At 57.5% G+C, this 14,745-nt stretch carries 12 protein-coding genes; 3 read left to right on the plus strand and 9 right to left on the minus strand.

What is annotated here, in order from left to right; genetic code table 11:
* Positions 1 to 674: 674 nt before the first annotated feature.
* A complete protein-coding gene (locus J2887_RS09765; RefSeq protein ID WP_227173627.1) occupies positions 675 to 1,814 on the minus strand; it encodes an IS110 family transposase in 1,140 nt (379 codons plus the stop codon).
* A 127-nt stretch (positions 1,815 to 1,941) separates the two neighbouring features.
* On the opposite strand from J2887_RS09765, the gene J2887_RS09770 reads away from it, so the two are divergent.
* Positions 1,942 to 2,349 carry a hypothetical protein gene (locus J2887_RS09770; protein ID WP_227175810.1) on the plus strand — a complete coding sequence of 136 codons (408 nt, stop codon included), beginning with the start codon at positions 1,942 to 1,944 and terminating at the stop codon, positions 2,347 to 2,349.
* A 35-nt stretch (positions 2,350 to 2,384) separates the two neighbouring features.
* Here J2887_RS09770 and J2887_RS09775 read toward each other — a convergent pair whose 3' ends face one another.
* Positions 2,385 to 3,377, minus strand: a complete 993-nt coding sequence (locus tag J2887_RS09775) for an IS30 family transposase (protein WP_227175811.1) — start codon at positions 3,375 to 3,377, stop codon at positions 2,385 to 2,387.
* Positions 3,378 to 3,678: 301 nt separating this feature from the next.
* On the opposite strand from J2887_RS09775, the gene J2887_RS09780 reads away from it, so the two are divergent.
* Positions 3,679 to 4,044: a hypothetical protein gene (locus tag J2887_RS09780; RefSeq protein WP_227175812.1), complete on the plus strand. Its 366-nt coding sequence runs from the start codon at positions 3,679 to 3,681 to the stop codon at positions 4,042 to 4,044.
* Between the two features lie 568 nt (positions 4,045 to 4,612).
* Here the strand turns inward: J2887_RS09780 and J2887_RS09785 are convergent.
* The 4 genes from J2887_RS09785 to J2887_RS09800 all read right to left on the minus strand — a co-directional run bounded on the left by J2887_RS09785 (position 4,613) and on the right by J2887_RS09800 (position 9,117).
* Entirely contained in the window at positions 4,613 to 6,109 is a 1,497-nt protein-coding gene (locus tag J2887_RS09785; RefSeq protein ID WP_227175813.1) for an SEL1-like repeat protein, read from the minus strand.
* Between the two features lie 93 nt (positions 6,110 to 6,202).
* A complete protein-coding gene (locus tag J2887_RS09790) occupies positions 6,203 to 7,540 on the minus strand; it encodes a peptidoglycan DD-metalloendopeptidase family protein (RefSeq protein WP_227175814.1) in 1,338 nt (445 codons plus the stop codon).
* An 18-nt stretch (positions 7,541 to 7,558) separates the two neighbouring features.
* Positions 7,559 to 8,389 (minus strand): metal ABC transporter permease, encoded by an 831-nt coding sequence (locus J2887_RS09795; protein ID WP_227175815.1) that lies wholly within the window; start codon positions 8,387 to 8,389, stop codon positions 7,559 to 7,561.
* On the minus strand, positions 8,389 to 9,117 hold the full coding sequence (locus J2887_RS09800; protein WP_227175816.1) for a metal ABC transporter ATP-binding protein: 729 nt from the start codon (positions 9,115 to 9,117) through the stop codon (positions 8,389 to 8,391). The genes J2887_RS09795 and J2887_RS09800 overlap by 1 nt, the downstream gene beginning before the upstream one ends.
* Before the next feature lie 162 nt (positions 9,118 to 9,279).
* On the opposite strand from J2887_RS09800, the gene J2887_RS09805 reads away from it, so the two are divergent.
* Complete coding sequence (locus J2887_RS09805; protein WP_227175817.1) at positions 9,280 to 10,254, plus strand: zinc ABC transporter substrate-binding protein; 975 nt, start codon at positions 9,280 to 9,282, stop codon at positions 10,252 to 10,254.
* A gap of 30 nt (positions 10,255 to 10,284) precedes the next feature.
* Here the strand turns inward: J2887_RS09805 and J2887_RS09810 are convergent, their stop codons facing one another.
* The 3 genes from J2887_RS09810 to J2887_RS09820 are packed head-to-tail and all read right to left on the minus strand — an operon-like array spanning position 10,285 to position 14,744.
* Complete coding sequence (locus tag J2887_RS09810) at positions 10,285 to 12,123, minus strand: protein kinase domain-containing protein (protein ID WP_227175818.1); 1,839 nt, start codon at positions 12,121 to 12,123, stop codon at positions 10,285 to 10,287.
* 9 nt (positions 12,124 to 12,132) lie between these two features.
* Entirely contained in the window at positions 12,133 to 13,740 is a 1,608-nt protein-coding gene (locus tag J2887_RS09815; RefSeq protein ID WP_227175819.1) for a dihydrolipoyllysine-residue acetyltransferase, read from the minus strand.
* 26 nt (positions 13,741 to 13,766) lie between these two features.
* Positions 13,767 to 14,744 (minus strand): alpha-ketoacid dehydrogenase subunit beta, encoded by a 978-nt coding sequence (locus J2887_RS09820; protein ID WP_227175820.1) that lies wholly within the window; start codon positions 14,742 to 14,744, stop codon positions 13,767 to 13,769.
* Position 14,745 lies beyond the last annotated feature (1 nt).

The following is a 14,745-nucleotide window of genomic DNA, read 5'->3' on the forward strand; positions in this document are numbered from 1 at the left end:
TGAGCGATACAGCAGATAGAGTTTTTCGCCTTTGGGCGAGAGGTCTTTGCATATTTACCGTAGTTGTTGCGATCGTGATGTTTTCCTATGCCGCCACAGAGAATAATTTGGCTGCAAGGGTCGCAGACGTCGCCGTAGTTCTGTGGTCTTTCTACCTTGGCTTGGGCGTTTACGTATTTTTGCCAGCGTTCATCTGGACTATGGCCAGGGATTGGGTTCGCCTTACCCTGTATTTTTTCGTTGTGATTCCAGTTGGGGCGTTGGTGTACTTCAAGCTGGCCTGATCGAGAAATTTTAACAAGGCGCTGTAGTACGCGGCCGATGGCCGCCGGACGCCCTTTTCATTGCGGCTTCGCCTCCATTACAAGGGCGCCGCTAAGCTCAGCGTTGATATGACTCCCCACGTCAAGAGGCAAACACCGGTCCAGGCCCGTTTTTCAGAGCTACATTCCCGCGGTAAAGGGCGGGTCAGGACAGACGCTGAGGCCAGTAATCGTCGACGGTTTTCATGCTGATATCCGTGGGTTCTCACCACCTTACTTTTCCGTCGTGAAGCCGGTCCTCCGTCTATGAGCGAGCGTCTGGTCTGAGTCGTCAGCCAGGCTTCCTAACGCGCGTCGAGGGTTGCTTCACACTCCGCGGCCTGAAGCGCCTGTCCTGTCCCATAATCGTTGTCATAGCATCAACCTTGGATCGGGTTTGGCGATCACCACTTCCCGGGCAATCGCCCAGATGTGACCGACCAGTTCTCTGGCAATGGCGGCCACGACCACGTTTCGATGTTTGCCGCGCTGCATCAGCGATCGATAGCGTCGACAGAGTCGGACCTGAGCATCCCAGGCCTTTTCCACAATGGCCTTGGGCAAGTCTTCCTGGCGCTGCTGCAAGATCCGGGAGGTTTTGGCCGGGTATCGATAGGCATGGGCTGCTTCGATCAGCATGCGTCTTGCCCGTTTGTTGCCGGCACAGGTCAGTGGCCCGATCCGACGGCGGCTGCCACTGGATCGTTCGCTGGGCGTTAGACCAACGTATGCCATCAGCTTCCTGGGGTTGTCGAAGCGCTGGAGATCCCCCAGTTCAGCGACAACGCTGGTAGCGACCAGCAACTGAACACCCCGTAGCGCCTGGACGGCTTTGACCAGTGGGTAGAACCGCCATCGCCGCACCTGGTAGCTGAGTTCGTTATCGAGCCGTTCGAGACGCTTGTGGCGTTCGACAATGGTGTAGAGCATTTCCCGGAACACGGTGTTCTGGGACGGCGTGGGCATGACCAGTTCGGAGAGCCAGCGCAGGTGTGCGGCCGACCAGTTGGCTGAACCGGTGTAGCGGATATCCTGTCGCAACAGGAACGCCTTGAGCTGGCTCTTGGCGTTTTTGAGATCCCACATGGCAGTTTCCCGGGCTCGGGAAAGATCGCGGATGGCCTCATCTTCCGGTTCCGGCACATAAATGGGATCAATGTCGCCGTTGCGCAGCAACTGGGCCAGTTGCATACAATCGCGCTTGTCGGTTTTGACCTGTTGGCCGGGCTTCTTCGGGATCATGGATGGCGCCACCACGAAGCAGGGATAGTCCCAGCTTGAGAGCAATCGATAGAGCCAGTAACCGCAAGGGCCGGCTTCATACACGAACTGAAGCTGGCAGCCTGGATGTCGGGACTCGAACTGCCGGACCATCTTTCGGATGGCGTAGTGCTGGGTGCCAATGGTGCCCACGTAAGTGACTGGATCGGTTCGGGAATCTGTGGCGTAGGCCACGGCAATGGTGTCTTTGTGCGTATCCAGTCCGATGAACAGTGTGCTATGTTTTTTCATGGTGCTGCCCCCAATTTTACGCATGAGAACACGTAAATTATGGCTCTGGCTGAGGCTAACCCACGAAGCGGGGGCAGCCCTCTAGTGGGGAGTCATAATGTCTAGGCGTCCATAAAAGGAGAGATGAGTGCCAATTTCAGATGTTGTATTCCTCGAAGGAAATGACCCTGAGGAAGTAGTGAATAGCGAAGATCCCTATTCATATGGAAAGTGGTTTAACGCAAAGAATATCGACACGATCCCGCTATCCTTGCTTGGTGAATTTCTAGGTGTCTCTTCATATAAGGAGCTAATGAAAGGGTTTCAGCCCGTTCACCCACCAGAGGGGGAGGCTTTTGTTTTATCATTCCCTAAAGCGCTCCAAGATAGAATCAGGAGCCTGAATGATGATGAAATATCGGAAGTAATAAACCCATGGTCAAGGATTGAAGAATTTCACGACGCTCCTGAGGAGTCACTTAGACAGTATTTGGCAGGTTTGCGAGACTTTCTGAATGAGAACTCAGGTTACGCGAATCTTTTCCTATCGATCTAGGCGTCAGCGCCTAACAAGTGACTGTGGTCCTGAAGTCAAACAATAAGTGCAGCACCACTCGTTGGTAGTGCCCCGGAATATTCTCCCCAGAACACCTCCGCCGGTGTGCGGTACCCCAGCCGTTTTCTGGGGCGATTATTGATCTCATCGACCACCCGATTCAGGGCTCGCTGACTGACCGCTGAGAAGTCGGTTCCCTTCGGATAGTACTGCCGTATCAAGCCGTTGGTATTCTCATTGGTCCCACGCTGTCCTGAGCAATAGGGATCACAGAAGTACGTCGCCATGCTCAAGGCTTTGGCCATTCTCTGGTGGTCTGCGAACTCACTGCCATTGTCCAGCGTCAGGGTGCTGACGGCGCCGCGAATCGGCGTCATCAAGCGGATGATCGCATTCGTCGTCAGGTCGGCTGTGACACGCGCCAACCGGCCTGCCAGCAAGTATCCGCTACGACGTTCCACGAGCGTTACGATGCCTGACTGCTTGTGGCCGTGCAGAACCGTGTCTCCTTCCCAGTGGCCCACTTCCAGACGCTGGTCTATCTCGGCAGGTCGATGCTCTATACCCGTTCGATTCGGGATCTTGCCCAGTCCCGCATGCTTGGCCAGATCTCGTTGAGCGCGGCGCCTCCTGGAGTGCCGGCCGTAGGTCCAGAGCTTGCCGCCGTTGGCGCGGTCCCGGAGGATCAGGTCGTAGATCCACTGGCGGCTGACTCGGAACGACCCCAGGCGCGCCATCAGGCCTGCGATCTGATCCGGACTCCAGCGCTTTCGGATCAGTCGGCTGACCCAGTCAATCAATGACGAAGCCCGCTTGTGGGCTTTATTGGCCTGCCGTCGCCGCTGGTCACTGCGCTGCTGTGCCAAGGCAGCCTGGTAACCCCCTGCGGTCGCGTTGCGGCGTAGCTCCCGACAGACGGTGCTGCTGTGGCAGCCCAGAATCGTGGCAATCTGTCGTTGGCTCTTGCCTACCACACGCAGGGCAGAAATCTGGTATCGTTGTTCTTGGGTCAGTTGTCGGTATCCCATCACTGCTTCACTTTGGTCGGTAAAGCGAATGAGGGTACCGGCAGCGACCCTCCTTCCTCTACCTCGTTATCTCAAAGTGCTGCGGTTATTGTCTGACATCAGGCGTTGAGGCTGTAGAAATAAGGTCAGGGGATCTTTCTGATCCCAGGCTGGTCAAGGAACAAACTGAAAATAGCTCCCATTCTTAATAGACTGGAGCTTTGATCATCGAAAGCGCATCTGGATTTTAAATAGTAACGTCATCAAAAAAGGGGCGAGGGATTTTCTACAGCCTCGCTAACCAACGAGAAGAGTAATCAATATGTTTAAATATGCCATAATATTTCTGTTGGTGATTGTTTTATGTGGGTGCTTTCTTGCTTTTGACAGGATTGTTTATTCAAAAGAAATTGATCCAACAGGAAATTACACAGCTATTGTTTCTTATGAAGCGTATTTGTCATTTGTTGCGATGTCGCCAGGTTCTTCAGGTGATAAAGCCGGGTTTGTGAAAATTATTAATAATAACGGCGACAACCTGGGAGAAATGCCAGTTGAAATGCTGCAATTATCCAGAGTGATGTGGAGCAAAAACGGTGCAAGAGTTCCGATGATTGGTGAATGGGATTTCAAGAAAGGCACTTGTTACTATTGGTCCAAAGATGGCAGCACTAAAATTTTATGTTAAGCCGCTGCTTAATATGAAATTTAAGCCTTAGAATCGGTGCATGGAGCTTCCCGAAGATTACCTGTTTTCATTGGTTACCCGGAAACGCTTGCCTGCATTATAAGTCAAAAAGGAAGATGTTTTGATTCTGAATTTAACTCAAATTTGGCAATACCTTAATGTTGGCCTTTGGGTATTAGGAGTGGTCGTAGGTACTTATGCTGTTCACTCTTTAGCCAAGCAAAAGGTTGATCACGTAACACGATCCACTGTCGTTGGTTTTCTGCTGTCCGTATTTCAGCCATTGGTTCTCATACAGATCGTACTTCTGATTAGAAAACCTCAGAAATTATAGCGTGGAAGTTCCGGAGGGTGCCTTTGCGGTTACCTATGATATCTCAATTTAGGGAGCCTCTGATCAACTACGCTGCGCTTCGTTAGTGCCCATTACTCTGGCGTCTAGGCAAAAAGGAAGCTTCGTGCTTGCACTGCTTGCACTTTCAAGCAAGCCCACACGACTCAAATAGCTTCGGGGAAAAGACTCTGAAGATTCGCTCCTGGCGACCTGGTCCTTTGTCGATTTGTGGTCTCACTGACAAATTTCCTCTATTACGTTTTCAATATCCTCGCTGTAGTTCTCTGGATTATCGGTATCGCAATAAACCGTGCCTGTTTCACCGCCTCCGGAGTAGGTAGCCAGACGCTCCCAGAAACCTACACATTGATCGCCGTCGCCGCCGTCCTGGCTGTCATAGCAGGTTATCTCGTTGGAGCAGCCAGAAGAGGTGCAGGTGCTGTAGTCCGTTGTGATCTCACAAGCGCCTATCCGGCTTCGTGCTTTATCTTTGCATGATCCGGAAGAAACTGTTGGAGAGTCGTCATCCGAGAATGCATCGATCAACGCGATTCCGCCAATAACAGCTGCAGCTGCGGTTAGCCAATCCGCGAGCTCTGTCTGATTCTCAGCTCGCCTTTCATTCCGGTTGGAGCGAGATCGATTAAGACGGGCGAGCTCGTTTCGGGCATCTGAGATACATTGGGAGGCTTCCCTGACTCCGTTCCCATCAGCCCTTTGACACCACCTTTGAGCCTGTTGCGGGTTCCTGGCCACACCGGTCCCCCGCAAATACGATACGCCCACCATATACTGGGCCGGCCCGTACTCGTCCTCAGCTGCTTGCCTGAACCAACGGAAGGCGAGGCGAGGTCGTTGGGCTACCCCCTGCCCATTACGGTAAAGGATACCCATATTATGCATGGCAACCCGGTGCCCCTGTCCCGCAGCGTTCTCGTACCACTGTGCCGCTTTTCGGAAGTCTTTCCTGATTCCGTTTCCGTGGTAGTAATGGTTTGCGAGGGTGTATTGGGCATCTACATGACCCAGAGCGGCAGCTTTTAAGTACCATTGGAAGGCGGCTTGACTGTTTCTTTCGACCCCCCATCCGTTTGTGTGGATCAGCCCCATGTTGTACTGGGCGGAAGCGTCGCCTTTTTCCGCGGCCATCCTGGTAAACCGACGACCCTCCTGATAATTCTGTGGTCCGCCAGTACCACTGACCATGTATTTTCCGATCATCACCTGTGCTGCTGTATGGCCTTCCAAAGCGGCTTTCTTGAAATGACCGCGGGCGAGCTCGTAATTTTCCCGGTTTTCATAAACAATCCCGAGACTATAAGAGGCCTGAGGAACGTCTTTCTCGGCCGCCTCCCTGAACAATGTGATGGCCTTTTCGGGGTCTTTGGGCACCCCTCGGCCTTGCAGGTACAGATAGCCGAGGTTATTGGTCGACCTGGCAAAGCCCAACTGATGTGCTCGCCGATAATAGTCTGCTGCTAGAGCGTAATTCTGGTTAACCCCCTGTCCTAAATCGTGGTGGCGCCCGAGATAGTGAAGTGCTTCTGCATGGTCATGGCTACCGGCCTCCGAGAACTGTTTGTACGATTCCTCATAACGGCCCGCTTCATAGTGAACCCTTCCGGCTTGCACCAACTCGTCATAACGAGATGTCCAACTGCAGCCGTGAAACAGCAGGACACCAAGGCACAGGCTTAAAACAGAGGTCGCGATAGTTGAAATCCTTTTCATACGATCAGTTCCTATCGGTTAACTATCTGTTAATTTAGCATCAAGCTTTGTCGAGGCAAGGGAGTTTGACGGCTTTGTGTTGCAAGCGTCATCTCACTCAAACAGTGATGGTGCCTCTGAAAGCAGAAGTTCCGACCGGCTTGCGGCGTGCGTCATCACCGCCATCTGTTGTTCCGCCTTCTCAGCGAAACGAGCTGCTTCGGCTGCGGGAACCGAGGCTGCGGTGGGGATGTTCGCCGTCAGCGGGTTCACCGGGCGGCCCTTGATGTGGAACTCGAAATGCAGGTGGGGGCCGGTGCTTCGGCCGGTATTGCCAGAGCGGGCAATCTGCTGGCCGCGGCGGATCTGGGCACCGGTGCCCACCAGTACCTTACTGAGGTGCAGGTAACGGGTGGTGTGGGAGCCCCCGTGATCGATGTCGATGTATTTGCCGGCGTAAGGGTGATTGCCGACCCGTCGGACGATGCCATCGCCGGTGCTGAGGACCGGTGTTCCGATTGGCGTTGCCAGGTCCACGCCGTTGTGGGGGCGGCGACGTCCGGTGACCGGGTGTAGGCGGTTCCGGTTAAACGGCGAGCTGACCCGGTAGCGCTTCGAGGTGGGCCAGCGCAGAAACGCCGGCGATACGCTGTCGCCGTTCTCATCGTAGTAGTTGCCGTCGTCGAACCGGAACGCGTACAGCGTTGTGTTCCTGCGGTTGAGTGCGATGGCGTCCAGGCGGGTGTTGCCGGTGCTGTCCGGGCCGATCAGTTCATGGCCAACCATGACGCTGAAGGTATCGCCAACCCGCAGATCCCGGCTGAAATCGAGTTTGCTGCCCAGTAATTGGTCGATCAGCAGCACCTGGGCCCGGGTCAGCCCGGAACGGACGGCGGACGCATAGAAGCTGCCGTTAATCCTGCCGCGAATCACTTCGGAGACCCAGCGGGTGTCCGCCTCATACTTCCGGTATTCGAAGCTACCGTCCGACTGTTTGGTGTAAGCGACTTTTCGGGCAGGGTCCAGGCGGAGTTCGAGGGCAGCAAAGTTGCCGTCAGGGTCAAACGCCAGGGTAAGCTCGGTGCCGGGTCTCAGGGTTTCCAGATCCAGGTACTCGGTGTCTGCTTTGATGATCTGTCGCAGATCGCTCAAAGGCACGTTGCTTGACTGGAAGATCTCGCTCAGGGTGTCTCCCGGCTGAACCGTTCGGGCGAGTGTGTTGTCGCCGGGCTGCCCATCGTGCTGCTCGTCTGGTTGAGCGGGCGGGGTGACGTCCTCCGGGGAGCCTGTATTGCTGTCTGTGGCGGTTTCGGTCGCGGCCTCTGCGACCGGTGCTGCCTGGGTCAGCGCGGGAGAGGTTGGGGCTGCCAACAGGCTGACCAGAAGGATAATGGCGCCCAATCCGGCAATCAGAAGTTTGTGGCGCAGCGAGAAAGCTCGCGGTTGGGTCATGGGTACAACAACTCCTGATCAATCAAATGCCTGTCGTTCATCCGACAGCAATGTTCTGATTCTCTGCACCGTCGCCTGGAGCCCATTAAGGACAACAAACAGAAAAGCGACGACACACACGATAGTGGGGCCGGTCGGGGAGTCAAACCGATACGAGACAGCAAGTCCCGCCACGCTGGCACAGGCCCCGATTATCGCCGCCATCAATGCCATGGCTTCCGGCGTGCGGGATAGCTTGCGCGCGGTTGCTGCCGGAATGATGAGCATGGCGGCAATCAACAGCACGCCAACGACCTTTATGGCGACCGCGACCACGATGGCAAGGGCAATCAACAATATGAGTTGCTCCCGTCGAGGGGATATACCGCTGGCCCGGGCGAGGTCCGGACTGAGCGTCGACAGCAGCAGAGCGGACCAGCGATAGCCTACCATAGCCAGCACCAGGATCGCGCCACCCCAGATAATGGCGAGATCCGTTTTGCCGACGGCCAGGATATCGCCGAACAGGTACGCCATCAGGTCAATACGAACCCCGGACAGAAACGAGACGCACACCAGGCCGATGGCGAGGGAAGAGTGGGCCATTACCCCCAGCAGCGTATCCATCGCGTAACCCCGGCCGCTCAGGGTAGATACGGTGACGGCCATGGCAAGAGAGATCGCGAGCACGCCGGTAAAGATTGGTGTCGACAGCGTCAGCGAGAGGGCAACACCAAGCATGGCGGCGTGAGCGGTTGCATCGCCAAAGAAGGCCATGCGCCGCCAGACCACAAAGCAGCCTAACGGCGCGGCCGCGAGTGCGACGCCAATGCCGGCGAGTGCCGCCCGGTACAGGAAATCGTTCAGCATCAGACTGCCTCCGGCATCGAGTGGCGGCGGTCATGCTCACGGTGCTGATACAGCGCCAGGGTGTCATCATCCTCATCCTGACCAAACAGTGAACGGAATGCCGTTGAGGTACCGACAGTATCCGGCTTGCCTTCGCAACAGATGTGGCCGTTGAGGCAGATAACCCGTTCGGACCGGCGCATGACCACCCGCAGATCGTGACTCACCAGAATCACAGCGCAGTCGTACTGTTGCCGGATACTGGCAATCTGATGATAGAACGCTGAGGTGCCCCGGCGATCAAGGCCCTGGGTAGGTTCATCCAGCAGCAGTAGATCAGGCTTGTCGAGCAGGGCTCTTGCCAGCACCACTCTCTGCAACTGGCCGCCCGACAGCGCCAACAGCTGATGATCGAGAAGCTGCTGTGCTCCGGCGCTGCTTACCACCGCCTGTAGCTCCTCCCGGGAGCGTCGGCGGGGCAGCTGCAGAAACCGCCGAACCGTCAGTGGCAGGGTTTCATCGATGTGCAGTCGTTGCGGAACATAGCCAATCCTCAGGCCCGGTGAGCGCAGTATTTCTCCCTGACAGGGGAGCAGTGCGCCGATCAGTGTTCGCATCAGCGTCGACTTGCCGGAGCCGTTGGGGCCAATGATGGTGACGATTTCTCCCCGCTGAACGCTCATCGTGATGGCTGACAGGATCGGTGTTTTGCCAATCCTGACGGACAGGTTGCGGGTTTCGATCAACATCTGAGTATCCTTTTGTCGAGCTCTTTGTCCGGTTCACCTTCGGGTTCCCAAAACAAAGGCAATGTTATAACATAACGTTTACATCAAGAGCCAGTTTGCAGTCAGGCTCACGCCGGACTTTTCACAATTGCCCTACCAATCAGCCATTCCAGGAGAGATACGATGTTCCGACGCCAGTTGTTAGCAGGTATTGCCGTACTGTTTTTACCGGCCGTCGGTTGGAGTGCGCCTCCCAGGGTTGCGGTGGACATTGCACCCCTTCACTCAATCGTCAGCCAGGTGATGGATGGCGTCGCCGAGCCGGACCTGCTGATCCAGCCAGAGGCTTCCCCCCACAGCTACTCCCTGCGCCCATCCGAGGCGGAGGCACTCTCCCGGGCCGACGTGGTTTTCTGGATAAGCAGTGATTTGACGCCCTGGCTGGAGAGCGCGCTGAAGACGCTTGCGGAGTCGGCTGACAAGGTTGAATTGCTGGCATTGGATACAACCATCACCCGCCATTTCAGGGAAGGGGCGACCTTTGAGGCTCATGAGCATGGGCAAGACGAATCCGGTGGCGACCACCACGATTCAGGGCATCACTCAGGTGATCACGGCAGCGACGAAGGCCATCATCACGGCGAGCATGATCCCCACGCCTGGCTTGATCCGATCAATGCCGCTGTCTGGGCTGGTGAGATTGCCCGGGTACTCGCTGCCGAAGACCCGGCTAACGCCAGGCTATACCGTGACAATGCCCGTGACCTTGGTGCCTCACTGGCGGAGCTGACGGCCTCGCTGGATCGGCGTGCACAGGATCTGGAGGGTATCCGGTTTATCGTGTTCCACGATGCCTACCAGTATTTCGAACGTCGATTCGGGCTGGCTGCGGCCGGGGCGATATCACTGTCAGACGCTACCGATCCCGGCCCGGCGCGGATTCGGGAAATCCAGACACTGGTATCGAACCTTGGCGTCACGTGCGCCTTCACTGAGCCACAGTACAACCCCGGCCTGATCGATACCGTGTTCGAAGGTTCCAATGTCACCACGATAGGGGTTATGGACCCGTTGGGCGCTGATATTGAGATCGGCAAGGGCCATTACGCGGCGGTGCTGACAGCGCTGATGGGCAGTCTCGAGCATTGTCAGCACTGACCCTGCACTGAACAGACGCATCCGGTGTGTTCAGGCCTGCGAGGCCCGCGGATTGCGCGGGTAGTAACTTTCCGGCAGGCGCTCGATGTGAGGGAAGAAGCGGGTGTCCTTGTAGGGCATCTTCATGAACCCGGAAATGCCCAGGCCGCTGATCTCTTCGACCGCCGAGAGGATGACGTCGAGCAGGCGGCGAAACTCCGGTTCCCGCTCCGGATCGAGCAGCCGGTAGTGGCTGTGGATCTTCAGGTGCCGGGGCAGGGCCTCGAAGATGATCATGCCGGTGTGGTGAATGTTGTTGAGGGCCTCCAGCGCGGAAATGATGGTGTCCGGCAGGACCAGGAATTCCTCCGGGTCTGGGCCGTCCTCAAAGTAGGAGTGAACCCGGGTTTCATCTTCCACTTCCGGCGCGGCACTGACTTCGTAGTGCAGGCGCATGCCCGGGTCTACCACGAACGGCTGGTCGGCGTTGTCCCGGTCAACGTGCAGGGTGTTGCGGGCGTTGAACAGGCAGCTCTTGAATATGCCTTTGCGATAGATCGCCTGGGCCAGATTGACCATGTTGTTCACTGCCCGCACAAACGCCGGCTTCAGGGCCGGGTCGTGCAGGTTCAGGGAGGTGTCGACGTAGACGCCGTCGGTTTCCCAGCGCACCGCCAGGCCACCCTCGATCGGGTAGCGGCCCAATCGACTCACCGCAGCAAGAAAGGCCTTCTCGGTTTCGCCCATGCCCTGCATGAAGTTCTTGTAGTAACGATCGAGCTGAACGTCGTTGACGTCGCTCAGGGTTTCCGGGGCGCCTTCCTCCCGCAGAAAGGACTTTCGCGAGCTGTAGACCACGGTGTCGATTTCCTGGTCTGAGGCTCGTACCCACACCGGAACCAGCGGGGCTACCGGTGGTGTTGGCAAGTCGATCATCACCGTCTTGGCCAGCCGGGGCATTTCGGCCAGGTAGTAGTCGCCGGCCTGGCGACGGGTCTCCGGGTCGTCCGCCAACATGCCATCGAGCATGCGGGCGAACTCCATCGGCAGGCCCAGGGAAGTGGCCGGAATGGCCTGGTGTCCGAACCGGCACGACTGTCCGGAGGCGAGCGCGTAGAGGGTGCCGGCGGCGCCCTGTTCATCAAAACGGGGCGAGGAAAGGCCACCGTTGAGTTGTTCGGTGCCAATGAAGTAAACGTCGCCAAGCCGGGCATTGGTCTGCTGGAGGTTGTCTGACATCAGTTCCATGACGTTGGCGGTGACGAACTGCTGGTTGGCATCCAGCTGGGCAAATACCGATGACCCCCAGTCGATCAACGCGATGTTCTCGGTTTCGGCATCGAACACCAGATTGGAGGGCTTGATGTCGCCGTGCACGATGGGGCGACCGGATAGGCCGTTCTCCCGTCGCAGGTTGCGCAGAATATCGGCCAACTGGTCGGCGATGCGAATGATCAGCCGGGGTGTCAGCCGGCCTTCGCGGAGGGAGACTTCTTCCAGGTTGAGACCTGCCGCCCGTTCCATCACCAGTATCGGCTGGTTACGGGCACGCTGGTAGGAGATCAGCCTGGGCACTCGCGGGTGGTGAACCTGTTCGAGAATGTGGGCCTCATCCTCCAGGCGATCCTGAAGGTGTTGCGGCAGGTTGATACGGGTGAACTTGAACACATGCTCCAGTTCGGTGCCATCATCCCGGACAAGGCGGCCAGCGAACACAAAGCCATAGGCGCCCTTGCCGATGAGCTCGATGTCCCGGTAGCCCAACTGGCGGAGCTGGGTAGCGCAGAGCGCCACCCAGTCCTTGAGCTTCTTGGCATCGTCGTGGCTGAGCAGGTAGATCGACTGCTCTTCCGGGATGTAGAACTGCTGCAGTTGAGTGTTCTGCACCATGGTTGGCAATCAACCCATGTGGAGCAGCATGGACTGCGGCGATTCCAGGTAGCTCTTCCAGAGATTGCAGAAGCGGGCAATGGTGCCGCCATCAATGATGCGATGGTCGCCGCCCCAGCTGACGGTCATGATCGCCCGTTCCACCACCTGGCCGTTGGCATCGAACCGTGGCAGTTTCTGGGTCCGACCAAGCGCCACAATCGCCACTTCCGGGGCATTGATGATCGGAGCGGCATAGGTGCCACCGAGCGCGCCAATGTTGGAAATGGAGATGGTGCCGCCTTTGAGGTCATCCGGGCTTACCCGGCCGGAGCGGGCCGCTTCGGTCAGTCGGGCGACTTCATCGGCCACTTCCAGCAGAGTCAGGCTTTCCACTCCCTTGACGTTGGGCACGATCAGCCCAGCCTTGCCATCCACCGCCATACCAATGTTGCACTGGGGCAGGTAGTGGATTTCGGTGGCCTCCTCGTTCAACTGGCTGTTGAGGATCGGGTACTCCTGCACCGCCAGAGCCATCGCCTTCATGATGAACGGCATCAGGGTGAGACGGGAACCACGGGCTTCGGCCTCGGGTTTCAGCTCCGCCCGCAGCTTCAGCAGGTCGGTAACGTCAATATCCTCACAGAAGTTGAAGTGAGGGATGGTGCTGGCCGAGTTCACCATGCTGCGCGCCATGGCGGCTTTCATGCCGCGAATCGGCTCCACCCGAACCTCCTGATCGGCCGCATGACTACGACGGCTACGACGGCTGCGATTGGCGGTTGCGGGCTGGGTGGCTGAGCTCTCTTTCTGCTCTGGCGCCGGTTGTGAGGCTTTCTCGAGGTGCGCCATCACATCGGATTTCAGTACCCGGCCGTCTTTGCCTGAGCCGGCAATATCCGCCAGATTGAGGTTGTTTTCCCGCACCATACGACGCACCGCCGGCCCGGCCGGAATCCGGTGGCGGGCGGGGCCGGTTGTCGGGGTGGTGGCTGCCGGTTTGGCGGCAGGCGCCGGTTCCGGACTGGTGGTCGGCTTGGCGCTGGCGCCTTCTTCCCGTTCGCGGGGGATGAAGGCAAACAGCGGCGAGTGTACCTGTGCCATGGCCTGTTTTTCGTGGTACAGCTTGGTGATCCGGCCGGCCTTGGGCGCAGTAATTTCAACCATGGCCTTGTCGGTCATGACTTCCACGACCGGCTGGTCTTCTTCGATCTCATCGCCTTCGGCCACCAGCCATTCAACGACTTCGCACTCCACGATGCCTTCGCCTATGTCGGGCAGGATGAAGTCCTCGGGGCTGTCGTCGCCGCTATCTGCGGATGGTTGGAGCGCCGGAGCGGCCTCGGTTGCTGCCGCTTTGGTTTCCGTCGCCGCTTGCGCTTGGCCTTCTCCGGCATCGCTGTCAGCTTCCACCAGCTCGAACAGTGGTGCGTGGACCTTCGCGATGTCTCCTTCCTTGTAGTAAAGGCGGGTCACCCGGCCTTTGTAGGGCGCTGGAATTTCGACCAGGGCTTTGTCGGTCATCACTTCCGCCACCGGCTGGTCTTCTTCAATCAGATCGCCTTCGCTGACCAGCCATTTGACCAGTTCACACTCCACGATACCTTCACCGATATCGGGCAGAATAAAATCACTCATCGTTGTTCTCCTGTCCTGATATCCGCCTAGAATTCAACGCTTGCCTTGATGGCCTCATAGACCTTCAACTGGTTGGGCAGGTGCTCTTTCTCCAGCACCAGCGGGAAGGGGGTGTCGATCCCGGTGACCCGTGCGATGGGCGATTCCAGATACAGGAAGCAGCGCTCCTGGATGGTGGCGGCAATCTCACCGGCGAACCCACCGGTCAGCGGGGCTTCGTGGGAAATCACCAGGCGGCCGGTTTTCAGCACCGAGTTGGCCACGGTTTCCACATCCCAGGGCATGATGGTGCGCAGATCGATCACTTCGCAGGATATGCCGTCTTTTTCCGCCCGTTCGACCGCGTGCTCAATCACTTCCATTTGCGCACCCCAGCCCAGCAGGGTGATGTCGGTACCTTCCTTGATGACCTCGGCCTTGCCCAGTGGCAGGCGGTAATCTTCGTCCGGCACCTCGCCGACGGACGCCCGATACAGCCGTTTGGGTTCAAAGAACAGCGTCGGGTTGGGATCATGGATGGCACCCAGCAGCAGGCCCTTGGCCTGGTGAGGGTTCCGGGGCACCACAATCTTGAGGCCCGGGGTATGGGCGAAGTAGGCTTCCGGTGACTGGGAGTGGTAGAGACCACCGGCAATGCCGCCGCCGTACGGGGTACGAATGGTCAGGCCGCCAACGTTGAAGAGGTTGCCGGAGCGGTAGCGGAATTTGGCCGACTCGTTCACGATCTGGTCAAACGCCGGGAAGATATAGTCCGCGAACTGAATCTCGGCCACCGGCACGGAGCCCTGTGCCGCGAGGCCGTTGGCGAAGCCGATGATGCCCTGTTCCACCAGCGGGGTGTTGAAGCACCGGGCCTTGCCGTATTTTTGCTGCAGGTTACTGGTGGCGCGGAATACGCCGCCAAACACACCCACGTCTTCACCAAAGCACAGCACTTTATCGTTGGCGGCCATCGCCGTGTCCAGGGCGCTGTTGATGGCTTGAAGCATGTTCATCTTGGTCATC

Source organism: Marinobacter sp. CA1 (genome assembly GCF_020546665.1).
GTDB classification, from domain to species: Bacteria; Pseudomonadota; Gammaproteobacteria; order Pseudomonadales; family Oleiphilaceae; genus Marinobacter; species Marinobacter xestospongiae.